Source organism: Pseudomonas nitroreducens (assembly GCF_024170165.1).
Taxonomy (GTDB): Bacteria; Pseudomonadota; Gammaproteobacteria; order Pseudomonadales; family Pseudomonadaceae; genus Pseudomonas; species Pseudomonas nitroreducens_C.
Window position 1 is genome coordinate 142,126 of sequence record NZ_JALJXP010000004.1, and the last position, 21,005, is coordinate 163,130.

Here is a 21,005-nt window from a genome sequence, read left to right on the forward strand (position 1 = left end):
GTAGGAGCGAGCTTGCTCGCGAACCGGCCCGAGCGTCACTGCCAGCTGGTGTTCGCGAGCAAGCTCGCTCCTACAGGCTGGGTCTCACAACTGGTACGGCAATCGCACGCCTGGCTCGCGCTCGTCGAAAATCTTCACGTTGCGCGTCACCAGCAGCCGGCCTTCGACTTCCGCCGAGGCCTTGATGATCGCGTCCGGCAGCTTCACCTTCAGGCGCTGGCGCACTTCCACCGCGCGCTCGGCAATGCGCGCATCCAGTGCCAGCAAGGTGAAGCTGGAGAGAAAGGCGCGGGTCGCCGCTTCGGTCTGCGGCGTGGCGCCGATCAGCACTTCCATCCAGGTGATGATGCTGATAGCGCGGTCGTCGTAGAGCGCCAGCTCATCGCGCGCCTGTGCAAGGCCGTTGAGGTAATCGATGAGGATGTTGGTGTCGAACAGAACCTTCACCATTCCTCGCGCACCTTTTCCTGATACGCCAGGCCATCGACCTGGTTTTCTCGCCAAAGGCCGAAAGCGGCGTCAGCATCCGCCTGTGCATGGTTGACCAGATATTCGGCGATCGCCTCGCGGATGACCGAGGCACGGGATTGCTGCTGGCGTTCGCTGATGTCGTTCAGGCGTTCCAGGTATTCGACGGGGATATCCACCAGGGTGCGCATGTGAATCTCCGAAATCCGATATCGGCATCACATATCACAGGCGGAATCAAGAGACTGCCCCGCGACGAACAACCGAAAGCTCCGACAACGAAAAAGGCGCCCCGTAGGCGCCTTTTTCGCATCACGGCGAAGGATCAGCCACGAACGCCGCTCAGCACCTTGCGGTAGAACAGCACGCAGATCGCCACGAAGACCACCAGGCCCAGCCACTGTGCAGTGTCCTCGAAGCCGTCGCCGACCAGGGCCAGGGGCGTGGCAGAACCGGTGGTGCCGATGATGGCGGCGAGCAGGATGCCCATCAGGCTCTCGCCGACGATCAGACCCGAAGCCAGCAACACACCACGGCGCCTGGGCTCATCGGAGAATTTCTCCACGTCCTTGCCGGCCGCCACCGCGCGCTTGGCCAGGGCGGTTTCCAGCAGCCAGCCGATCACCGCACCGACCACCAGAGTCATGCCGATGGTCGGCGGCAGGTAGATGCCCAGGCCGACGGCCAGTACCGGCAGGCTGGCCTTGCCGGTGCGGCGCAGCAGCACGTCCACCAGGATCAGCGCGATGCCCAGCGCCACGCCGATCAGGATCATGTTCCAGTTCAGCGCGTTGTGGAAAATCCCGCTGGCAATCGCCGTCATCAGTGTCGCCTGCGGCGCGGCCAGCGCGGCGTTCGGGTCCATGCCCTCGCGCGGCAGGGCGCCGGTGAAGCCATAGGCGTTGAACAGCAGCTCCAGCACCGGCGGGATCACCAGGGCGCCCACCAGGCAGCCGACGATCAGGGCTACCTGCTGGCGCCACGGGGTCGCGCCGACCAGGTAACCGGTCTTCAGGTCCTGCAGGTTGTCGTTGGAAATCGCCGCGATCGCGATCACCACCGAGGTGGTGAACAGCGCCAGGGCAATGGCCAGCTTGCCGCCCTGCTGATCGAGGAAACCGGTTTCCAGCGAGCCGACGCCGAGGATCAGCAGCGACACCAGGATCACCGCGATGATGCCGATGCCGGAGATCGGGCTGCTCGAGGAGCCCACCAGGCCCGCCATGTAGCCGCAGGCGGCGGCGATCAGGAAGCCGAAGAAGAAGGCGAAGATCACGCAGACCGCCACCAGCCCCCAGAAGCCGAAGCCATGCAGATCCGGCGCGGCCTCGCCGAGGAAGTAGGAGAACACCAGGAACAGCGCCAGCAGCAGCAGGCCGGCGATGGCGACGATCCACTTTGCCGACAGGTCCCGCTCGGTGCGCAGGTCGCTCACTTCGCTGCGTCCGCGCACGGCGCTCAGCGACGACCAGACGCCCTGCACCATGGGCTTGAACAGGGTCGCCAGGGTCCACAGCGCGGCAATACCGATGGTGCCGGCGCCGAGGAAGCGCACCTGGCTGCTCCACAGCTTGGTGGCCAGTTCCGGCAGACTCTGCCCGGCGGCCAGCACGCTGTTCACCGAGAGCAGCGGCACGGCCACGCCCCAGGCGATGACCACGCCGATCAGGATGGCGATGCCGGCGGTGATGCCCATCAGGTAACCGGCGCCCACCAGCGCCAGGGAAAAGCCGGTGGACAGGCGGAACGCCGCCTGCCCGGCGGTGAGCCAGAAGCTGAAGCCTTCGGCGAGCACCTTGAAACCGCTGCTGAGCAGGCTGAACGCGGCGGCGACCACGCCACCGGCGAGGATGTCACGCAGGCCCGGGCCACCGGCTTTCGCCGGCTTGCCGGCCTTCTCTTCCTCCTCGTCCTGGCTGCCGACGCGGAGGATCTCCGCCGCAGCCACGCCCTCGGGATACGGCAGGCTGCTCTGCACCACCATCACCCGGCGCAGCGGAATGGTGTAGAGCACGCCGAGGATGCCGCCGATGGAGCAGATCGCGGCGGTCTGCCAGAACGGGAAGCCGCTCCAGTAGCCGATCATCAGCAGGCCGGGAAGGATGAAGATGATCGAGGACAGGGTGCCGGCCGCCGAGGCCTGGGTCTGCACCATGTTGTTCTCGAGGATGTTGGAGCCGGAGAAGTAGCGCAGCACGGCCATGGAGATGACCGCGGCGGGAATCGACGAGGCGAAGGTCAGGCCGACCTTGAGGCCGAGGTAGACGTTGGAAGCGGTGAACACCACGGTGATCAGCGCGCCGAGAATCAGGCCGCGAACCGTCAGCTCGGCGAGGTTGGACTCGTCGGGAATCCTTTCTTGCATGTAGGCAATCTCTTAATGAAGCGAAACTGCCAAAGCGTAGGACAGCGAGCCATCCGCCGCGACCCAGAATGGCGACGAATGCGGTCTGCGGTGCGGCTTCGTTGCCGCAAGTCACGGGGATGGCAGGAAATTTCGCGCCGAGAACCGCACGACTGCCCTTGTAGGAGCGAGCTTGCTCGCTCCTACGAAAAGCCGATCGGACCGTAGGGCGCATAACGCCTATGGCGTTATCCGCCATTGCGGCGGATAACCCGTTCCGGGTTATTCGCCCCAACAGAGCGAAAAGCCGTCAGAACGGCTTGTCGCCGAGAATCGTCGCGCGGTGCATCACCCGGCGTTGCGGGCGGTAGTCATCCACCGCGTAATGCTGGGTCACGCGGTTGTCCCAGAAGGCCACGTCGTTTTCCTTCCAGCGCCAGCGCACGGCGAACTCCGGGCGGGCGAAGTGGGCGAACAGCAGGTCGAGGATGCCGCGGCTTTCCGCCGGTTCCAGTTCGTTGATGCGGGTGGTGAAGCCGTCGCTGACGAACAGCGCCTTGCGCCCGGTGACCGGGTGCGTGCGGATCACCGGATGGCTGCGCGGCGGATTTTTCCTGCGTGCTTCCTCAAGGCGCGCGAGGTCCGCATCGCTGGCGCCGAAGCGTTCCTGGGGGAAGGACTTGCTGATGTCGTGGGTCGCGGTGAGGCCGTCGAGCAGCTGCTGCAGTGGTTTCGACAGCGCCTCGAACGCCGCGATGCCACTGGCCCACAGGGTATCGCCACCGTAGGGTGGCAGCTGCTTGGCAGCCAGCACCGCGCCCAGCGCCGGGGTCTCGAGGAAGGTCACGTCGGTGTGCCAGATGGCGTTGTCGCGCACGTCGGTGACGGCGGTGTCGAGGACGATGACTTCGCGCTGCTCGGGGGAGCTGGGATAGATCGGGTGGATGTGCAGGTCGCCGAAGCGCGCGGCGAAGTTCGCCTGCTGGCCCGGCGTCAGCGGCTGGTCGCGGAAGAACAGCACGTGATGGTCGAGCAGGGCCTGCTCGATCTGGCGCTGCGCCGCGTCATCCAGCGAGTCGGCCAGGCGTACGCCGGAAACGATGGCGCCCAGGGCCGGGCTGATGGGTTCGATGCTCAGGGTGGTCATGTTCGTGTTCTCTCGTGAGGTTCACGGGGTAGGCGGCTTGGCTTGCCCTCTCCCCAACCCTCTCCCTGAAGGGAGAGGGAGCCGTTCGGTGTGTTCGGATATCCCGGCGCAGTCCTGCATCCGCATGACATTTCCGGGTAGCAGAGGTACTCGCCTCCACTCAGGACCAGTCCCCTCTCCCGCTCGCGGGAGAGGGTTAGGGAGAGGGGCCCTTGCGCTGACTCGGCAAGGTCACTCCCAGGAAGCGAACCGCTTCTGCAACCAGCGCAGCCCCAGCTCGAAGCTCAGCGCGATGGCGGCGATCAGCAGGATCCCCAGCACCACCACATCGGTGGCGAGGAACTGCGCGGCGGACTGCACCATGAAGCCCAGACCGCGGTTGGCGGCGATCAGCTCGGCGGCGACCAGGGTCGACCAGCCCACGCCCAGGGCGATGCGCAGGCCGGTCAGGACATCCGGCAGCGCGCTGGGCAGGATCACATGGCGCACCACCTGCAGGCGGCTGGCACCCAGGCAGCGCACGGCCTGGATACGTGACTTGTCCACGCGGCGCACGCCGGCTGCCGTAGCGATCAGCAACGGCGCGAACAGCGCGAGGTAGATCAGCAGCACCTTGGACAGCTCGCCGATGCCGAACCAGATGACGATCAGCGGCAGGTAGGCCAGCGGCGGCACCGGGCGATAGAACTCCACCAGCGGATCGAAGGCCGCGCCCACCAGCGGGTTGAGGCCCATCAGGATGCCCAGCGGGATGGCCGTCAGCACCGCCGCACCCAGCGCCAGCAGCACGCGCAGCAGGCTGGTGCCGATGTGCTGCCACAGCGACGCGTCGACATAGCCTTCGGCGAGCAGGCGCTGGAGGGCTTCCAGCAACTGCTCCGGCGCAGGCAGGAACAGGGTGTCGACCCAGCCCAGGTGCGTGGCCAGCCACCAGAGCACGAAGATCGAGCCGACGCTGCCGGCAGCGGCCCAGCGGCGGTAGTCGCGCGGTACGCTGCGGGCAGTCGGCGCAGCGGCCGGGAGTTTGCCGGCGAGGGTATCAGTGGGCATGTTCGGCCTCCGGCTCTTCCAGGAACTCATCCAGCAGCAGCTGGCGCAGGCGCGCGAATTCCGGGTCGGACTTGATCAAGCGCACCGGCTCGCCGGCGGCGTAGCGGCGGGCGAAGTCCAGCGGCAGGCGCTTGACGATGCGCGCCGGCGGGCCGTCCATCACCACCAGGTCGGTGGCGAGGAACAGCGCTTCATCGACGCTGTGGGTGATCAGGAACAGGCCCTTGCCGGTCTTGCGCCACAGGTCCAGGGTCAGCACCTGCATGCGCTCGCGGGTCAGCGCATCGAGGGCGCCGAAGGGCTCGTCGAGCAGCAGGAAGTCCGGCTCCACCGCCAGTGCGCGGGCCAGGCCCAGGCGCTGCCGCTGGCCACCGGAAAGCTGCGAGATGCGGTAGTCCGCGTGCTCGCCCAGGCCAACCAGTTTGAGCACTTGATGGGCGCGGGCATTGCGCTCGGCGGCGCCAACGCCACGGATACGCAGGCCCAGGGCGACGTTGTCCAGTGCGCTCAGCCAGGGCATCAGCGCGTCGTCCTGGAACACCACGCCGCGCTCGCCGCCGGGGCCGCTGAGGGTGCGCCCGTCGATCTGCACGCGGCCGCTGTCCGGCGCCTGGAAGCCCGCCAGCACGTTGAGCAGGCTGGACTTGCCGCAGCCGGACGGGCCGAGCACCACCAGGGATTCGCCCTTGGCCAGGCTGAGAGTGAGGTCCTGCAGTACGACGCGCTCGCGTCCGCGCTGCTGGAAAGTGAGGCTGACTGCCTCGGCCGTCAGACGGCTCATGTTCTGCCCTCCGTAGGGTGAGAAAGGGATGTTTCGGTGCCGTGCTTGCCCTCTCCCTGAAGGGCGAGGGGACCGTTCGGTGCAGGTTGAGAACTTGGCGTCAGCCGGCACGGACAGCTCCCTCTCCCTTCAGGGAGAGGGCGGGGGGAGAGGGTGCCCCGCGAATGGAGTTGCAGGCTGATCAGCGCTGCCCAACCTGCACGCTCTCCGCCTGGCGCACGTATTCGGCGCTGACGTAGGGCGAGTAGTCCTTGAGCACCGAAGGCACACGCTTCTGCTCTTTCAGGAAGGCGGCGGTGCCGGCGATGTCCCTGGCGGTGCCGCCACCCAGCAGGGCGGACGACAGCTGCGCCTGGGATTCGGGGAAGGCGGAGCCGGCCAGCAGCTCGGGCACGTCCTTCGGATCGGCGCCGGTCAGGCGGGCGATCTTCTTCACCTGCTCGGAGTCGGCGGTCCACTGCGCCTTGTGCGCGTTGTAGTCGGCGAAGGAGTCCAGGCTCACGCGGGCAAACTTGGCGATGACTTCCGGGTGCTTCTCGGCGAAGTCCTTGCGGGCCACCCAGACCTCGAAGGTCGGAGCGCCCCACTGGCCGACTTCGGCGGCGTCGGTCAGCACCTTGCCGGACTTCTTGATCTCGCCCAGGGCGGGCGACCAGACGAAGGCGCCATCGATGTCGCCACGGCGCCAGGCGGCAGCGATCTCGGTGGGGTTGAGGTTGACGATCTTCACCTTCGTCGGGTCGATGCTCCAGTGCTTGAGCGCGCCCAGCAGGCTGTAGTGCGAGGTGGAAACGAAGGGCGTGGCGATGGTCTTGCCGATCAGGTCTTCGGGCTTCTCGATCCTGCTGCCGTTGCGCACCACCAGGGCCTCGGCGGCGTTGATCTGTGCGGAGACGACGAAGGCCACGATCGGCAGACCGCGCGAGGTGGCGGCGGCCAGCGGGCTGGAACCGAGGTTGCCCAGTTGCACATCGCCCGAGGCGATGGCGGCAACCACTTCCGGGCCGCTGTTGAAGCGGCGCCAGTCGAGCTTCTCGCCGATGACCTTTTCATAGGTGCCATCGGCCTGCGGAACCTTGGTCGGGTCGATGCCGGTCTGGTAGCCCAGGACGATGTCGGCGAACGCGGCGCTCTGGAAGGACAGGGCAGCCGCCACAGCGACGCCGGCCACGGCACGGCGTACGAAACGAGGTTTGTTCATGGTGTTTCCTCTGAAAGTAACGGCGGTGCCGGCCTCACAGAGGGACGGACCACGGACGGGATTCAATGGGGTGAAAGCTGCTTTGAAATCTTGTCCGGTGGTCCGGTAGAGCTAGATTACCGATATAAAAAACTTCGAATAAATAATTTTTAGTTCTTAACTTATGAGCGCCAGCGCTTATCTCGACCCCGCTACAGCCCCCGTGGTACGGCGTCTCAGGTGGCGCCGGCAAGCACGCGGGCGCGAGTACCCTCCTGGCGCAGGCCGACCTGCACCGCGTGCTGCGCCACCGCGGCAGTTTCCGCGACCAGGGTCGCCAGCGCCGCGCTGCGGCTGAAGCTCAGGCCGTTGCCCGCTGCCTGGGCGGATTCGAAGGCCACCGCCGACTGTTCGGACAGCCGCAACCCCAGCGCCAGCAGCCGCTGCAACTCCCCCGCCGCCGCCCGCGCCGGCAGGTTCTCGAAGGCCTGCACGGCCAGGCCCAGGGCAATGTTCGCCTGCAGCAGCCCGGCGAGGCTGCCACGCAATTGCGCTCGGGGCGTCCACGGCAGGCCGGGTGGCAGCAGGATGTCTTCGGGATGCAGGCGCACCTCGTGGCAATGCAGCAGGCCGCCGCCATTGGGTTCGAACAGGTCCAGCCCGCTGCGATCTGCCGGCAGTGCGGCAATCAGCAAACCCTCGCTGGGCGCATGGCGCGCCGAGATCAGCAGCCAGTCCACCGCCTCGGCGCCGAAGCAGTCGTGGCGCCCGCCCTGCAGCAGGAAGCCACCGCGCCGATGCTCGCGCGCCAGCAGGCGGCCTTCCTGGTGATCCACCGCCTCGCCCCACAACCATTCGCGCTCCACGCTGAGCGGCAGCAGGCGCTCGCGCTGCTCGCTGCTGCCCAGCAGCAGCACGCTGGTCAGTTGCAGGTGATGCAGGGCGAACAGCCGCGCCAGTGTGCCGTCACGCTCGGAGAGATCGCGCAGGGTCTGCAGCACCTCGTCCCAGCCAGCGCCGCGCCCGCCGTATTCGCGTGGCACGGACAGGGCCAGCAGGCTGGACGCGCGCAGGGCATCGCTCCAGCGCTGGGTAGGAGGCAGTTCGGAAAGCGTGGAAAGCGGCACCACCAGGCTCATGCACACCTCGGTTCGAAAGGTGGATCAGTGGCCTGGGCGTATGGCGCGCGGGTGTACTGAAAGGAAGGAAGAGAACGGCCTCCGAATGGAGGCCGTTGCATACCCTAGCGAATCGCGCGGGGGGCGCGAAATAACCTTTCGGGCTTAGCTCATGCCGCGAGTCAAAGGGCTTCCTTGCGCCGCCACTGCGGCAGGCCGATCAGCACCACGGCGCTGATGATCACCGCCATCGCCAGGGATTCGGCGAGGCCGATGTGCTCGCCGGCGAACACCACGCCGAGCATCACCGCCACCGCAGGATTCACATAGGCATAGCTGGTGGCGGCTGCCGGGCGCACGTTGGCCAGCAGGTACATGTAGGCGCTGAAGGCGATGATCGAGCCGAACACCACCAGATAGGCCAGCGCACCCCATCCCGCGGCCGTGGGCATCTGCTCCATGCGCTCGCCCGTGAGGAAGCTGCCCAGCAGCAGCACGCCACCGCCCACCAGCATTTCCACCGCGCTGGCCATGGCGCCAGCGGGCAGGTCCAGGCGCCGGCTCCACACCGAGCCGAAGGCCCAGGTCGCAGCCGCGAAGATAATCAGCGCCGCACCCGCCGGGCTGCCCTGCAGGTTCGAACCGAGGTTGAGCAGCACGATGCCGAACAGGCCTAGGGCGATGCCGGCCCATTCCAGCGCGTTGGTCCTGTTACCGAAGAAGCGCCCGAACACCAGGGTGAACAGCGGCACGGTCGCCACCGCCAACGCCGCCACGCCCGAAGCCACGCCCCAGTGCTCGGCCACCGTGACCCCGCCATTGCCGCAGCTCAGCAGGAGGATGCCGATGGCCCCCGCCGACAGGCATTGCCTGAGCGTCGGCATTGGCGCGCCGCGCGAGAGCATCCAGACGAACAGGATCGCCCCGGCAATGATGAAGCGGCAGCCGGCCATCAGCATCGGCGGCCAGGACTCGACCCCGATGCGGATCACCAGATAGGTCGAGCCCCAGATGAAGTAGAGGGCGAAGAAGGCAGCGATCAGGGTCAGTGAGACGCGGGCTCTGGGCATGGGCAGGGTGGTCATGGGAGGGGGCTCGACAAGGCAGGCAGGGCGATTCATTTTATGCAGGTCAATCGCCCCGGATAAGGCACAGACAACGCCATTACGGGCATAACACTTTTCTTTCGATGGATTTTCACAAGGCTCGCCGTCGAATAAAAACCGGAGTCATTGCATGGACAAGTACGACCGCGCGCTGCTCGCCGCCCTGCTCGAAGACGGCCGCCTGTCCTTCGCCGAACTGGCCCGGCGGATCAACCTCTCCCCGCCTGCCGTGGCCGATCGCGTAGCGCGCCTGGAGGCCGAAGGAGTGATCACCGGGTACCACGCCAGCGTAGACCTGTCGAAGATGGGCCGCTCGATCCAGTGCCTGATCGAAATGCGCCTGAACGACCACCGCAGCAAGACCATGCTCGACCCGCTGCTGGAGATCCCGCAGATCATCGACTGCTACCGCATCACCGGCGAGGCCTGCGTGATGCTCAAGGTGGCGGTCAGCTGCACCCAGGAGCTGGAGGAGCTGATCGATCGCCTCGCCCAGTTCGGCACCAGCAAGACCTCGCTGGTGCTGTCCACGCCCTTCTCGCGGCGTATCCATCCCGGCATGTTGCAGGGCTAGCGACGATATCCCTATAGGAGCGGGCCTATGGGGCGCCCCTGCAGGAGAGTTCAGTGCGTGCCGGTGGGGATATTGTTGGACGGCCGGAAATATCTCTAGAAGGAAATTGCACACGCCGCTTTCGTAGGCGCGGACTTTGTCCGCGATCGCGGGCATGGCCCGCTCCTACAGGAGTGCTGCGCTCTGCTCGCTCTCCCGGCGGATAAAAAAAGGCGGCGCCGCTCGCGCGGTGCCGCCTGAAGTCACGGAGTTGCTACATCGCGGGACCGAAAAACATCGGTCCCGCTGTATTGGATTACCGTTCGATGATCGCGGTCACACCCTGACCGCCCGCCGCGCAGATGGAGATCAGCCCGCGCCCCTTGCCAGCGCCGTCCAGCAGCTTGGCCAGGTTGGCGACGATGCGCCCGCCGGTGGCGGCAAAAGGGTGGCCGGCGGCCAGCGAGCTGCCCTTGACGTTGAGCTTGCTGCGGTCGATGGAGCCCAGCGGCGCGTCGAGGCCCAGGCGGGTCTTGCAGTACTCCGGGTCCTCCCAGGCCTTGAGCGTGCACAGCACCTGCGCGGCGAAGGCTTCGTGGATTTCGTAGAAGTCGAAGTCCTGCAGGGTCAGGCCGTTGCGCGCGAGCAGGCGTGGCACGGCGTAAACCGGCGCCATCAGCAGCCCCTCGTGGCCGCCGACGAAATCCACTGCCGCCGCTTCACCATCCTTGAAGTACGCCAGGATCGGCAGGCCGCGCTCCTTCGCCCACTCCTCGCTGGCCAGCAGCACCACCGAGGCACCATCGGTCAGCGGCGTCGAGTTGGCCGCCGTCAGCGTGCCGCGCGAGCCGCGCTCGAATACCGGCTTCAAGGTGCCGATCTTCTCCAGGTTGATGTCCGGACGCAGGTTCTGGTCGCGCACCAGGCCGCGGAACGGCGTCATCAGGTCGTTCTGCCAGCCCTCGTCATAAGCCGCCGCCAGCTTGTGGTGACTCTCGTAGGCCAGTTTGTCCTGCTCGTCGCGGGGGATGGCCCAGGTCTGCGCCATCAGCTCGCAGTGTTCGCCCATCGACAGCCCGGTACGCGGCTCGCCGTTCTTCGGGATGTGCGGCATCAGGTGGCGCGGGCGGATTTTCAGCAGGCTCCTGATCTTCTCGCCGTTGGACTTGCCGCGGTTGGCTTCCAGCAGGATCTTGCGCAGCCCTTCGTTGACGCCGATGGGTGCGTCGGAGGTGGTGTCCACGCCGCCGGCGATGCCGCAGTCGATCTGCCCGAGGGCGATCTTGTTGGCCACCAGGATCGCCGCTTCCAGGCCGGTGCCGCAGGCCTGCTGGATGTCATAGGCCGGGGTTTCCGGGGCCAGGCGCGTGCCCAGTACGCACTCGCGGGTCAGGTTGAAGTCGCGCGAATGCTTGAGCACCGCGCCGGCGACCACTTCGCCCAGGCGTTCGCCGTGCAGCTTGTAGCGCTCGATCAGCCCGTCCAGCGCGGAGGTCAGCATCTCCTGGTTGCTCGCCGTGGCATACACGGTGTTGGAGCGGGCGAAGGGAATACGGTTGCCGCCGACGATGGCGACCCGGCGCAGTTGGGTCATGCAGGGCTCCTGAGAATGAGCGTTGAAGTGCGGTCAAGGCTAACCTTAGCCGCTTGTGTCGCATTGGCCGCCCCGCCGTTGCGCAGGTCAGCGCGGTCAATTGCGCCGAACCCGCCGCTGCGTAGAGTGGTCAGCACTTTAGAGACCCTGTGCAGGAGCCCGTTCCATGACCGATCGCTACATCGCCTTCGCCAACTCCAACGTCGGCCGCCGCCTGGTCGGAGCCCTCGGCCTGCCCGCGCCGGTCCGCCTGGAGCGCTGGAGCGCCGGGCGCACGCGACCGGTGGACGGGGCGCTGCTGCTCGGCGGTGAGGGCAACCTGAACGAGGCGGTGCTGCCCTTCGCCGAGCGCCTGACCGACGCGCTGTTCTCCTTCAGCGACGGCCAGTACGGCCTGCCACGCTGGACCGCCGAGCATGGGCCGAAGCTCAAGGCCATCGTCTTCGACGCCAGCGGCCTGAGCCGTTTCGAGCAGACCCTCGAGCTGCGCACCTTCTTCCAGGGCGCCCTCAAGGGCCTGGATAAATGCCCGCATGTGGTGATCCTCGGCCGCGCGCCGGAGTCGCTCAAGGACCCCATCGCCGCCAGCGTGCAGCGCAGCCTGGAAGGCTTCAGCCGCTCCCTGGGCAAGGAAATCCGCCGCGGTGGCAACGTGCAGCTGGTGTACGTCGGCAAGGGCGCCGAGGACCAGCTCGAAGGCGCGCTGCGCTTCTTCCTCTCGCCCAAGAGTGCCTACGTATCCGGTCAGGTGGTGCGCCTGTCCGCCTATGACAAGCAGGTGCAGGACTGGAGCCGCCCGCTGGTGGGCAAGCGCGCGCTGGTGACCGGCGCCGCCCGTGGCATCGGCGCAGCCATCGCCGAGACCCTCGCCCGTGACGGCGCCGAAGTGGTACTGCTGGACGTGCCGCCGGCCAAGGAAGCCCTCGACGCGCTGGCCGCGCGCCTGGGCGGCCGTGGCGTAGCGCTGGACATCTGCGCCGCCGACGCCGGCGCGCAGCTGGTCGAGGCGCTGCCCGAGGGCGTCGATATCCTGGTGCACAACGCCGGCATCACCCGCGACAAGACCGTCGCCAAGATGAGCGAAGCGTTCTGGAACTCGGTGATCGAGGTGAACCTCAAGGCCCCGCAGGTGCTGACCCAGGCCCTGCTGGACGCCGGCAAGCTGCACGACGACGGCCGCGTGGTGCTGCTCGCCTCCATCAGCGGCATCGCCGGCAACATGGGCCAGACCAACTATGCGGTGAGCAAGGCCGGGCTGATCGGCCTGGCGCAGGCCTGGGCGCCGGCGCTGGGCAAGAAGGGCATCAGCATCAACGCAGTGGCGCCGGGCTTCATCGAGACCCAGATGACCGCCGCCATCCCGCTGACCATCCGCGAGGCCGGCCGGCGCATGAACTCCATGGGCCAGGGCGGCCTGCCGCAGGACGTCGCCGAAGCCGTGGCCTGGTTCGCCCAGCCGGGTTCGGGCGCGGTGAGCGGGCAGGTGCTGCGTGTCTGCGGGCAGAGCTTGCTGGGTGCGTGATCCGGCATGGCCAGCTTGTACAACAGCCCCGTACCTCGATCTTCGATGTAGGGCGCATAACGCCTACGGCGTTATCCGCCGTCGTGGCGGATAACCCGTTCCGGGTTATTCGCCCTACGGGTGCCAGCGCTCAATCACCCCCGCGCCGCCACCAGTTCGCGGAACTCTTCTGCACTCACCCGGTGATCGCCGTCCAGGTCTGCACGCACGATCAGCGCCGGTTCCTGGGTCATGAACTCCGCCTGGCTGACCTTGCCGTCGCCATCCCGGTCCGGCCAGGCAATGGCGTTGGGGGAGACGTTCACGCCGGGGTTGGGCGGGGTCACTTCTTCGCGGGTGAGCAGGCCATCCTGATTGCGATCCAGCCGGTGGAACATGCGCACGCGCATCGCGGACAGGTCATCAGCCTCGATATAGCCGCTGCCATCGCGGTCCAGACGGGAGAACGCCGTCTGCTCCATTTCCCCTGCCACTGCATACGGCGCGCTCAGCAGCAGGACGGCGGACAGCAGCAGGGGCTGGCGGATTCGGCTTTGCATCGGTGACTCCTTGAATGGGGAAGACCGGCAAAGCCTATCCAGAGGCCGACTCGAATCGGTTCGATCACTCCGCCGGCGGTTGCGGGCGACCGCGGCGGCGGAACTCCACGGGGGTCTCGCCGACCCAGCGCTTGAAGGCGCGGTAGAAGGTGCTCGGCTCGGAGAAGCCGGTGCGCTCGACGATCACCTCGATGCGTTCGTCGGTCTTGAGCAGCAGCTCCTTGGCCAGGCGACAGCGGTAGTCGGTGACCAGGTCGTTGAAGCGCACCCCGGCCATGGCCAGGCGCTCGCGCAGGCGCCGGGCCGGCATGTCGAGACGGGCGGCGACCTGCTCCAGGGTCGCGCCGCCATCCACCAGCAGCACGCCGATCAGCTCGCGCACCTTGCGCACCAGGTCCAGCCGCTCCACTTCCGCCAGTTGCCGGCGCGCCAGGGACTCGTGCATGCGCAGCAGTTCCGGCGCGGCGTGGCGCGAGGGCTTCTCCAGCACTTCGGCGTCGAACACCAGCGCATAGCGATCAGCGCCCAGTACCGCCGGGCAACCGTAGACCTCGCGGTAACGCTCGGCGGGCGCACCTTCCTCGTGCATCAGCTGCACTTGCTGGGGTTTGAAGTCGCCCTCGGTAAGCGCCTGGAACAGGCGCACCACCGCACCGGCGAGCATTTCGGGGAAGTGCCGGTTGGTCCCGGCGCTATGGCCGAGCAGCAGCACGGCCTTTTCGCCCTCCACTTCCAGGCGGGCGTTGAGGGTGTCGGAGAGCAGGCGTACGTAACGCAGCGCGTGGCGCAGGCCTTCGCCGAAAGTGGCGCTGGAGAGGAACAGGTACTCCAGCAGCAGGCCATGGAAGGCGGGCAGGTGGCCGGCCAGATAGAGGCCGACGTGCTCTTCGCCGCACTCTTCGGCGGCCGCCTTCCAGAACAGGTTCTGTGCGCTGTGGGGGAATCGTCCGGCAGGCAGGCTGCCGGCAGGCAGGCCGACGCGAGCCAGCACGCGGTCAGGGTCGGTACCGCTGGCGCGCAGGGCGTCGATCACCGGGCGCATCAGCGCCACATCGTCGGTCAGATCACGCATGGTGTTTTTTCTAGTTATCCATGAGGCGGGCCCATCTTAGGCAGCTTTCCTATCGCCCCTCAAGAGAATCAGGAACCAGCGTGCGGGAAATATCCGAGCTATCGGACGGTCACATTGACTTGCCTGCCGCGCACCGCGTTGCCACGGCCAATGCCCGCCAGTGACCGGCGGCTAAGCTGAGTGAATATTCGTCAGGAGATACCCGATGCCCCGCGATTGGCTTGACCTGTCCGCCCCACCCGCCCTCACCGGCCTGTTCGCCCGCGCCGCCGTACGCCGCGGCGTGCGTGGCCGCAGCCTGCCGACACGCGGCCTGCGCTGCCCGGTCACGGTCGACCCGAAGCACCTGGAGCGCTACCGCAAGGTCTGCGGCTTCGCCGACAACCACCTGCTGCCGCCGACCTACCCGCATATCCTCGCCTTCGGCCTGCAGATGGGCCTGCTGACGGACGCACGCTTCCCCTTCCCGCTGCTGGGCCTGGTGCACCTGGAAAACCGTATCAGCGTGTTGCGCCCGCTCGGCGGCCTGGGACCGTTCAATGTCAGCGTGCGGGTGGATGACCTGCAGCCCCACGAGAAGGGCGTGACCTTCAGCATCATCACCCAGCTGCACGACCAGCTCGGGCTGCTCTGGGAGGGCGACAGCCGCATCCTGTTCCGCGGCATGCGCCTGGACGGCACGCCGCCGACCCGCGAAGAGGTGACCGAGCTGCCGCTGGAGCAGATCGACGCCTGGAACTGCCCGGCGGACATCGGCCGGCGCTACGCCCGCGTGGCCGGCGACTACAACCCGATCCACCTGTCGGCCGCCAGCGCCAAGCTGTTCGGTTTCCCCCGCGCCATCGCCCACGGCCTGTGGAACAAGGCGCGCAGCCTGGCCGCCCTGGGCGAGCGCCTGCCGATGGCCGGCTATCGGGTCGACGTGCGCTTCCAGAAGCCGGTGCTGCTGCCCTCCCAGGTCAACCTGCTGGCCAGTGATGCAGCACCCTCCGGGCAGTTCAGCCTGCGCGGCAAGGACGGCCTGCCGCACATGGCCGGCAGCTGGAGCCCGCTGGACGTTTGACGCGCCAGGCTTGAAGCTATGGGGCTCACGTTGGAGCCCCATCTGCATGAACCTCGAAGCCATCACCGCGCGCCTGCACGCCATCCGCGACCACAACGACTGGAGTCGCTTCCACAGCCCGAAGAACCTGGCCATGGCGGCCAGCGTGGAAATGGCCGAACTGGTGGAAATCTTCCAGTGGCTGCGCGAGGACGAATCACGCCAGCTGTCGCCGGAGCAGCTCGCCCATGCCGGCCAGGAAGTCGGAGACATCGTCCTCTACCTGCTGCTGATGTGCGCGGAACTGGGCATCGACATGGACCAGGCGGTGCTCGCCAAGTTGGCCGACAGCGAGCGGCGCTTCATCGAAGGGGGCGCCAAGTGAGCGATTCCCCGAAGACCGGCGACCGCCATTTCGACGAACTGGCCACGCGCTTCGCCGAGAAGATCTACGGCGGTGCCAAGGGCGCCATCCGCCTCGCCGTGCTGCAGGCCGACCTCGCCGAAGCGCTGCCCGATCGCCCACTGCGCGTGCTGGATATCGGCGCGGGGCTGGGCCACATGTCGCTGTGGCTGGCCGGGCGCGGCCACGACGTCACCCTCGCCGAACCCGCCGCGCCGATGCTCGAAGGCGCGCGCCAGCGCTTCGAAGAGGCCGGCCTGCAGGCCACCTTCATCGCCGCGCCCTGGCAGGACCTGCTCGGCCAGCTCAATGAACCCTATGACCTGGTGATCTGCCACGCCGTGCTGGAATGGCTGGCCGAACCGCTGGCCATCCTGCCCGTGCTGCACCAGCTGACCCGCGCCGACGGCTGGCTGTCCCTGGCCTTCTACAACCGCGATGCGCTGATCTACCGCAACCTGCTCAAGGGCCACTTCCGCAAACTGCGCAAGAACCGCTTCTCCGGTGAAGGCCAGAGCCTGACCCCACAGGAACCGCTCGACCCGCGCGTACTCGAAGCTGCCATGTCCGGGCACTGGAACATCCAGGCGCGCAGCGGCGTGCGGGTGTTCCACGACTACATGCCGGTGGAGTTCCAGCACAAGGCCGAGCCGCTGGACCTGGTGGAGATGGAGCTGCAATACCGTCGCCACCCCGCCTTCGCCGGCCTCGGCCGCTACCTGCACTGGCTGTGCCAGCCGCAGGATTAGGTGCATAGTTGCCACTGCGCACGCCTTACCAAACCGGCGTGCGGGAGTCCGTCATGCCGCGTTACCTGTTGATCCTGCCGCTGCTCACTGCCCTGGCCGCCTGCCAGGGCCAGAACCCCTACAGCAACACCTCGCTGCCAATCCCACCCGCACCCGCGCAGGCCGCCAACCCCGGCCTCGACCCCGGCAGCTACCCGGCCCCGCCACTGGACTACGGGCGCTACCGCTCCTGGAGCTGGGTGGACGGCAGCGGTTTCGGCGGCCCGTTGCAGGACGCGGTCAGCGAAGCCCTCGACCAGCGCGGCCTGCGCCCGGCGCGCGCGAATGCCCCGGCGGACCTGACCGTCAGCGCCCATCTATCCAGCGAGCAGCGCACCCGTCAGACCACCGACTATTACGGCGGCGGCTACTACGGTGGCTGGAACGATCCCTGGTACGGCGGCGCTTCCTACCCCGTCACCCGCACTTACGTGGTCACCGTCAGCGTGGTGCGCATCGCCCTGTTCGACGCCCATAACCACCAGGAAATCTGGAGCGGCAGCGCCGAATACGAAAACGCCAGCAGCCAGACCGACCAGGCCCGCGCCCTGCGCGAAGCCGCGCGCAAGGCCATGGACGGTTACCCGCCGGGCTGAGCCTCGGCGCGTCGGTAGGCAGGCACGCTCGCCGGCGAATCCACCATCACCGCATCCGCTCCCAGTTGATGGGCGGCGCCATACGCTGCCGCCGAGTTGATACCGAACATCACCACCTTCGTGCCGGCGGCGTGGCGCACGCACTCCATGGCCTGCTGCGTCCACAACCGCGCCGGCTTCACCTGATAGGACGACGAGCCAAGAGTGAACTGCTCCGTCACCGTCAGCTCGCGCTCCAGTTCGATGCCCATCCAGGTTCCAGCGACCGGCGCTGAGCAACGGCCGGCCAGCGCCAGATCGACTAGCCGGTTGCGCGTCGCGTCACGGCTCTCGAAGCGCTGCGCCCGGTCCGCGTGGTGCTGCGCCAGGTAATCGCTGGCATCCCGCTCGGTGGAGTAGAAGCGCACCCGCGACCACGCCTGCTGTTCATCCAGCGTGCGGGCCACCGCCTCGATGACATCGCCCACCGGTTGCGACTTGATATCGAGGAAAAGCGGAACCGACGGTGGAATGGCCCGCAACGCCTCGGCCAGTGTCGGGATCGCCTGCGGCTCTGCGCGGTACGGGTAATTGCCCGCGGCATCCTTGTATTGATAACCCGCATTCACCGGGCGCAATTGCGCCAGCGACTTCGAGCCCACCGCCCCCTGGGCATCGGTCAATGCCGAGAGGTCCGCCGGCCGGTACAGCACCGCGACGCCATCGGCGGAAACCTGCACCGACAGCCACAAGGCATCGCTGTGGTTGGCCAGCGCCTTGCGAATCGCCAGCAGCGTGTTCTCCGGCGCATCCGCCGTACCGGCTCGATGCGCCACCACCTCGGGGGGCGGCAACGACGTCCGCACACCATCGCTACTGCATCCCGCCAGCAAAGCCAATCCCAGCAGCGCGCCTGTCCGTTTCAGTTTCATTTCCCACTCCGACGCATGAACGAGCCACGACTCTAGCAACGGGAAGCACCGCGCTAGACGCTGAACATTCCCCGCTTGCCATTCCCTCTGCCTTGCGCTTGGATGGAATTCTCTGACAGGAGTATTGCGATCATGATCCGCCGTTTGCTGTCCCGTTCACTGTTGCTGGGCCTGCTGCTCGGCCTCGCCGCCTGCGAGACCACCAGTGTCAGCCGCGACTACGACACCACCCGCGACTTCTCCCGCTACCTGACCTGGAGCTGGGCGCAGCCAGCCTTCGAGTACCGCCCGGACGACCCACGCATCAAGAGCGACCTCACCGAGCAGCGCATCAGCGACGCCATCGTCGGCGAGTTCGACCAGCGCGGCCTGCGCCAGGCACAGGGCGGCCACCCCGGCGACGTGAAGCTGCGCGCCTACCTGATCGTCGACCAGCGCCAGGACCAGGTCACCACCTACACCGGCGGCTACTGGGGCGGTTACTGGGGAGGCTACTGGGGCCCGCCGCCCATGGCCGAGAGCCGCACCGTGACCTACAAGGTCGCCACCATTCAGGTCGACATGTTCGACGGCAAGGATGGCAAGCTGGTCTGGCGCGGCAGTGGCGAGCAGATCATGCGCAGCAGCCCGCCGACGCCCGCCGAGCGTGAAGCGGCGATCCGCGAGACGGTGCAGAAGATCATCGCCCAGTACCCGCCGCACTGATCTGCAAAGACACCGGAGAACGCGTGAACCAGACTGCCCTGCAGCACCGCCCCGCCCTCGCCGACGACCTCGGTGCGGTGGTCGGCTTTCCCCAGGACGCCGACGAACTCTTCTACTGCTACCCCAAGGCAAGCTGGCCGCTGACCATCGGCCAGCTCGCCGCTGCCATGGCCGAACGGCGCGGCAGCAGTGTGGCGCTGCTGGACGGTCGGGTCGCCGGCTTCGCCAACTTCTACCAGTGGCAACCCAACGAATTCTGCGCGCTGGGCAACATGATGGTCGCGCCCTGGGCGCGGCGGCATGGCGTAGCGCAGTACCTGATCGAGGTCATGGAGAATCTCGCCCGCGACCAGTACAAGGCGCAGGTCATGAAAGTGTCCTGCTTCAACGCCAACGCCGCCGGCCTGCTGCTGTACGCACGCCTGGGCTACAAGCCGCAGGGCATCGTCGAGCGCGCCGACCCGCAGGGCCGGCGCATCGCCCTGGTCCAACTGGAGAAAGCCCTTGTCCACACCTGAGCCCCAGCGTGTGCTGATCATCGTCAGCAGCGGCCCGAGCACCCCGGCGCGCTGCGCCGCCCCCTTCTACACCGCCACGCTGCTGGCGTGCATGGATGCCAGGGTCACCCTGTTCCTCAGCGGCGAAGGCACACGCCTGGCCTTCCAGGACATCGCTGACACGCTCTACGCCGCCGAGGATGGCGAGCCCATCAGCCACTTCATCCAGCAGGCCAAGGAAGCCGGCGCCCGCCTGCTGATGTGCCGTGCACCCGGCGTGGCCATCGACGAAAGCCGGTTGATCGAGGAAGTCGACGAGATCGCCAGCGGCGGCGAACTGGCGCGCATGATCCTCGAATACGACCGGGTGCTGACGCTGTGAAGCTGCACGGCCTGGAGTTCCCCGACGACCTGCTCTACGCCCCCGACTACAACCTCTGGCTGCGCGAGGAAGAAGGCGGTGCCGTCACCCTCGGGCTCACCGCCTACGGTTGCGCGGTCTACGGGCAGATCTTCGCCTTCACTCCCAAGCGCGATGGCTGGCACATCGACTGCGACCGCAGCTTCGGCGTGGTGGAATTCGCCAAGGCCGCCTCGTCGGCGCGCAGCCCGCTCGACGGCAGCGTCCTCGCCAGCAACGAAGCCGTGGTGCGCAGGCCAGGGCTGATCAACCAGGACTGCTACGGCGAAGGCTGGATGGTGCGCCTGAAGCCCGACGACTGGGCCGCCGCCCGTGGCCGCTTCCTGCAGGGCGAAGCCGCGCTGGAGGCCTTCGCCCAGCGCATGCACCTGGACAACTTCGACCCCGACGACGACGGGGTCCAGGCCCTGCGCCCATGAGCCGGGCAGGCGCGCAGTTCACGCTGCTGCTCTGCCTGCTCACCAGCCCGGCACTCCGCGCCGACCAGCCAGCGCAGGACGGCTTCGTCTACCTCGACCAGATACTGAAATCCGCACGCTATGACGTGCGCTACGCCGGCGCCGACAACTTCGTCGGCGAGCCCATCGACGGTTACCAGAAGGCGCGGATCATCCTCACCCGCGAGGCTGCCAGCGCCTTGGCGGCGGTGGAAAAGGACGTCGCCCTCAGCGGCCTGGCGCTGAAGATCTTCGATGGATATCGCCCGCAACGTGCGGTGAATGACTTCCGCCGCTGGGCTGCCGACCCGCAGGATGTCCGGCAGAAGGCCAACTACTACCCGCAACTGGACAAGCCTGCGCTATTCCGCGACGGCTACATCGCCAAGCACTCCGGGCACTCGCGCGGCAGCACCGTCGACCTCACGCTGGTGGATTCGAAAACCGGGGAAGAACTGGACATGGGCAGCCCGTTCGATTTCTTCGGGCCCATCTCCCATCACGGCACCGCGCTGGTCAGCGTGCAGCAGACGCGCCACCGCGAGACGCTGCGCCAGGCCATGCTGCGGCACGGCTTCGAGCCCTACGGCGCCGAGTGGTGGCACTACACCCTGAAGGCCGAACCCTACCCGAAGACCTACTTCGACTTCCCGGTGCAGTGAGCGTCCCGGCATGCTCTTCGTAGGAGCGAGCTTGCTCGCGAACCTCCCAACACCGATGCCGCCAGCTAA

General features: G+C 67.3%; 24 protein-coding genes. 11 read left to right on the forward strand and 13 right to left on the reverse strand.

Annotation, left to right across the window (positions count from 1 at the left end):
• Positions 1-84 precede the first annotated feature (84 nt).
• From J2T47_RS09990 to yedA, 9 genes are all read right to left on the reverse strand, one after another.
• Positions 85-450: a type II toxin-antitoxin system VapC family toxin gene (locus J2T47_RS09990; protein WP_253445433.1), complete on the reverse strand. Its 366-nt coding sequence runs from the start codon at positions 448-450 to the stop codon at positions 85-87.
• Positions 444-659 carry a ribbon-helix-helix protein, CopG family gene (locus J2T47_RS09995; protein ID WP_253445436.1) on the reverse strand — a complete coding sequence of 72 codons (216 nt, stop codon included), beginning with the start codon at positions 657-659 and terminating at the stop codon, positions 444-446. Before J2T47_RS09995 ends, J2T47_RS09990 begins: the two co-directional genes overlap by 7 nt.
• A 134-nt stretch (positions 660-793) precedes the next feature.
• Positions 794-2,833: an OPT family oligopeptide transporter gene (locus J2T47_RS10000; RefSeq protein ID WP_253445439.1), complete on the reverse strand. Its 2,040-nt coding sequence runs from the start codon at positions 2,831-2,833 to the stop codon at positions 794-796.
• 289 nt (positions 2,834-3,122) lie between these two features.
• Positions 3,123-3,959: a taurine dioxygenase gene (gene tauD / locus J2T47_RS10005; RefSeq protein ID WP_253445442.1), complete on the reverse strand. Its 837-nt coding sequence runs from the start codon at positions 3,957-3,959 to the stop codon at positions 3,123-3,125.
• 231 nt (positions 3,960-4,190) lie between these two features.
• Complete coding sequence (locus tag J2T47_RS10010; RefSeq protein WP_253445445.1) at positions 4,191-5,009, reverse strand: ABC transporter permease subunit; 819 nt, start codon at positions 5,007-5,009, stop codon at positions 4,191-4,193.
• Entirely contained in the window at positions 4,999-5,790 is a 792-nt protein-coding gene (locus J2T47_RS10015; RefSeq protein ID WP_253445448.1) for a taurine ABC transporter ATP-binding protein, read from the reverse strand. Before J2T47_RS10015 ends, J2T47_RS10010 begins: the two co-directional genes overlap by 11 nt.
• 181 nt (positions 5,791-5,971) lie before the next feature.
• Positions 5,972-6,991, reverse strand: coding sequence for a taurine ABC transporter substrate-binding protein (gene tauA, locus J2T47_RS10020; protein WP_253445450.1), 1,020 nt, complete (start codon positions 6,989-6,991; stop codon positions 5,972-5,974).
• A gap of 215 nt (positions 6,992-7,206) precedes the next feature.
• A complete protein-coding gene (locus tag J2T47_RS10025; protein WP_253445452.1) occupies positions 7,207-8,109 on the reverse strand; it encodes an acyl-CoA dehydrogenase family protein in 903 nt (300 codons plus the stop codon).
• Positions 8,110-8,270: 161 nt separating this feature from the next.
• Positions 8,271-9,158, reverse strand: a complete 888-nt coding sequence (gene yedA / locus J2T47_RS10030) for a drug/metabolite exporter YedA (RefSeq protein WP_253446164.1) — start codon at positions 9,156-9,158, stop codon at positions 8,271-8,273.
• Between the two features lie 166 nt (positions 9,159-9,324).
• Between yedA and J2T47_RS10035 the strand changes: the two genes are divergently transcribed.
• Entirely contained in the window at positions 9,325-9,768 is a 444-nt protein-coding gene (locus J2T47_RS10035) for an Lrp/AsnC family transcriptional regulator (protein WP_253445454.1), read from the forward strand.
• A 295-nt stretch (positions 9,769-10,063) separates the two neighbouring features.
• Here the strand turns inward: J2T47_RS10035 and J2T47_RS10040 are convergent, their stop codons facing one another.
• A complete protein-coding gene (locus tag J2T47_RS10040) occupies positions 10,064-11,341 on the reverse strand; it encodes an acetyl-CoA C-acetyltransferase (RefSeq protein ID WP_253445456.1) in 1,278 nt (425 codons plus the stop codon).
• 166 nt (positions 11,342-11,507) lie between these two features.
• Between J2T47_RS10040 and J2T47_RS10045 the strand changes: the two genes are divergently transcribed.
• Positions 11,508-12,863 carry a 3-oxoacyl-ACP reductase gene (locus J2T47_RS10045; RefSeq protein ID WP_253445458.1) on the forward strand — a complete coding sequence of 452 codons (1,356 nt, stop codon included), beginning with the start codon at positions 11,508-11,510 and terminating at the stop codon, positions 12,861-12,863.
• A 134-nt stretch (positions 12,864-12,997) separates the two neighbouring features.
• On the opposite strand, the gene J2T47_RS10050 is transcribed toward J2T47_RS10045, so the two are convergent.
• Together J2T47_RS10050 and J2T47_RS10055 are read right to left on the reverse strand one after the other, a co-directional pair.
• A complete protein-coding gene (locus tag J2T47_RS10050) occupies positions 12,998-13,402 on the reverse strand; it encodes an EF-hand domain-containing protein (RefSeq protein ID WP_253445461.1) in 405 nt (134 codons plus the stop codon).
• Positions 13,403-13,466: 64 nt separating this feature from the next.
• Complete coding sequence (locus J2T47_RS10055) at positions 13,467-14,474, reverse strand: AraC family transcriptional regulator (protein ID WP_253445463.1); 1,008 nt, start codon at positions 14,472-14,474, stop codon at positions 13,467-13,469.
• Between the two features lie 205 nt (positions 14,475-14,679).
• Between J2T47_RS10055 and J2T47_RS10060 the strand changes: the two genes are divergently transcribed.
• The 4 genes from J2T47_RS10060 to J2T47_RS10075 are packed head-to-tail and all read left to right on the forward strand — an operon-like array spanning position 14,680 to position 17,303.
• Entirely contained in the window at positions 14,680-15,537 is an 858-nt protein-coding gene (locus tag J2T47_RS10060; RefSeq protein ID WP_253445465.1) for a MaoC family dehydratase, read from the forward strand.
• A 46-nt stretch (positions 15,538-15,583) separates the two neighbouring features.
• Positions 15,584-15,901: a nucleotide pyrophosphohydrolase gene (locus J2T47_RS10065; RefSeq protein ID WP_253445468.1), complete on the forward strand. Its 318-nt coding sequence runs from the start codon at positions 15,584-15,586 to the stop codon at positions 15,899-15,901.
• The gene (locus J2T47_RS10070) at positions 15,898-16,668 is read left to right on the forward strand and encodes a methyltransferase domain-containing protein (RefSeq protein ID WP_253445471.1); all 771 of its coding nucleotides are present in this window, start codon (positions 15,898-15,900) and stop codon (positions 16,666-16,668) included. Before J2T47_RS10065 ends, J2T47_RS10070 begins: the two co-directional genes overlap by 4 nt.
• 53 nt (positions 16,669-16,721) lie before the next feature.
• Positions 16,722-17,303: a DUF4136 domain-containing protein gene (locus tag J2T47_RS10075; protein WP_253445474.1), complete on the forward strand. Its 582-nt coding sequence runs from the start codon at positions 16,722-16,724 to the stop codon at positions 17,301-17,303.
• Here J2T47_RS10075 and J2T47_RS10080 read toward each other — a convergent pair.
• On the reverse strand, positions 17,288-18,214 hold the full coding sequence (locus J2T47_RS10080; RefSeq protein ID WP_253445477.1) for a glycerophosphodiester phosphodiesterase family protein: 927 nt from the start codon (positions 18,212-18,214) through the stop codon (positions 17,288-17,290). The two genes, J2T47_RS10075 and J2T47_RS10080, sit on opposite strands and share 16 nt — an antisense overlap.
• Before the next feature lie 144 nt (positions 18,215-18,358).
• On the opposite strand from J2T47_RS10080, the gene J2T47_RS10085 reads away from it, so the two are divergent.
• Genes J2T47_RS10085 through J2T47_RS10105 form a run of 5 tightly spaced genes read left to right on the forward strand, consistent with a single transcriptional unit; the run spans position 18,359 to position 20,936 of the window.
• Entirely contained in the window at positions 18,359-18,919 is a 561-nt protein-coding gene (locus tag J2T47_RS10085) for a DUF4136 domain-containing protein (protein ID WP_437180971.1), read from the forward strand.
• Positions 18,920-18,942: 23 nt separating this feature from the next.
• Complete coding sequence (locus J2T47_RS10090; protein ID WP_253445484.1) at positions 18,943-19,437, forward strand: GNAT family N-acetyltransferase; 495 nt, start codon at positions 18,943-18,945, stop codon at positions 19,435-19,437.
• Complete coding sequence (locus J2T47_RS10095) at positions 19,424-19,798, forward strand: DsrE family protein (RefSeq protein WP_253445488.1); 375 nt, start codon at positions 19,424-19,426, stop codon at positions 19,796-19,798. The genes J2T47_RS10090 and J2T47_RS10095 overlap by 14 nt, the downstream gene beginning before the upstream one ends.
• Positions 19,774-20,256 carry a glycine cleavage system protein H gene (locus J2T47_RS10100; protein WP_437180972.1) on the forward strand — a complete coding sequence of 161 codons (483 nt, stop codon included), beginning with the start codon at positions 19,774-19,776 and terminating at the stop codon, positions 20,254-20,256. Before J2T47_RS10095 ends, J2T47_RS10100 begins: the two co-directional genes overlap by 25 nt.
• The gene (locus J2T47_RS10105) at positions 20,253-20,936 is read left to right on the forward strand and encodes a M15 family metallopeptidase (protein WP_253445494.1); all 684 of its coding nucleotides are present in this window, start codon (positions 20,253-20,255) and stop codon (positions 20,934-20,936) included. The genes J2T47_RS10100 and J2T47_RS10105 overlap by 4 nt, the downstream gene beginning before the upstream one ends.
• Positions 20,937-21,005: the final 69 nt, after the last annotated feature.

What these genes read in the sequence shown, in the direction of transcription:
- J2T47_RS10000 (WP_253445439.1), bottom strand. Translation starts at nt 2,833, where the DNA reads ATGCAAGAAAGGATTCCCGACGAGTCCAACCTCGCCGAGCTGACGGTT.
- J2T47_RS10045 (WP_253445458.1), top strand. Translation starts at nt 11,508, where the DNA reads ATGACCGATCGCTACATCGCCTTCGCCAACTCCAACGTCGGCCGCCGC.
- J2T47_RS09995 (WP_253445436.1), bottom strand. Translation starts at nt 659, where the DNA reads ATGCGCACCCTGGTGGATATCCCCGTCGAATACCTGGAACGCCTGAAC.
- yedA (WP_253446164.1), bottom strand. Translation starts at nt 9,158, where the DNA reads ATGCCCAGAGCCCGCGTCTCACTGACCCTGATCGCTGCCTTCTTCGCC.
- J2T47_RS10015 (WP_253445448.1), bottom strand. Translation starts at nt 5,790, where the DNA reads ATGAGCCGTCTGACGGCCGAGGCAGTCAGCCTCACTTTCCAGCAGCGC.
- J2T47_RS10050 (WP_253445461.1), bottom strand. Translation starts at nt 13,402, where the DNA reads ATGCAAAGCCGAATCCGCCAGCCCCTGCTGCTGTCCGCCGTCCTGCTG.
- J2T47_RS09990 (WP_253445433.1), bottom strand. Translation starts at nt 450, where the DNA reads ATGGTGAAGGTTCTGTTCGACACCAACATCCTCATCGATTACCTCAAC.
- J2T47_RS10060 (WP_253445465.1), top strand. Translation starts at nt 14,680, where the DNA reads ATGCCCCGCGATTGGCTTGACCTGTCCGCCCCACCCGCCCTCACCGGC.
- J2T47_RS10055 (WP_253445463.1), bottom strand. Translation starts at nt 14,474, where the DNA reads ATGCGTGATCTGACCGACGATGTGGCGCTGATGCGCCCGGTGATCGAC.
- tauD (WP_253445442.1), bottom strand. Translation starts at nt 3,959, where the DNA reads ATGACCACCCTGAGCATCGAACCCATCAGCCCGGCCCTGGGCGCCATC.
- J2T47_RS10065 (WP_253445468.1), top strand. Translation starts at nt 15,584, where the DNA reads ATGAACCTCGAAGCCATCACCGCGCGCCTGCACGCCATCCGCGACCAC.
- J2T47_RS10040 (WP_253445456.1), bottom strand. Translation starts at nt 11,341, where the DNA reads ATGACCCAACTGCGCCGGGTCGCCATCGTCGGCGGCAACCGTATTCCC.
- J2T47_RS10035 (WP_253445454.1), top strand. Translation starts at nt 9,325, where the DNA reads ATGGACAAGTACGACCGCGCGCTGCTCGCCGCCCTGCTCGAAGACGGC.
- tauA (WP_253445450.1), bottom strand. Translation starts at nt 6,991, where the DNA reads ATGAACAAACCTCGTTTCGTACGCCGTGCCGTGGCCGGCGTCGCTGTG.
- J2T47_RS10080 (WP_253445477.1), bottom strand. Translation starts at nt 18,214, where the DNA reads ATGAAACTGAAACGGACAGGCGCGCTGCTGGGATTGGCTTTGCTGGCG.
- J2T47_RS10010 (WP_253445445.1), bottom strand. Translation starts at nt 5,009, where the DNA reads ATGCCCACTGATACCCTCGCCGGCAAACTCCCGGCCGCTGCGCCGACT.
- J2T47_RS10025 (WP_253445452.1), bottom strand. Translation starts at nt 8,109, where the DNA reads ATGAGCCTGGTGGTGCCGCTTTCCACGCTTTCCGAACTGCCTCCTACC.
- J2T47_RS10105 (WP_253445494.1), top strand. Translation starts at nt 20,253, where the DNA reads ATGAGCCGGGCAGGCGCGCAGTTCACGCTGCTGCTCTGCCTGCTCACC.
- J2T47_RS10075 (WP_253445474.1), top strand. Translation starts at nt 16,722, where the DNA reads ATGCCGCGTTACCTGTTGATCCTGCCGCTGCTCACTGCCCTGGCCGCC.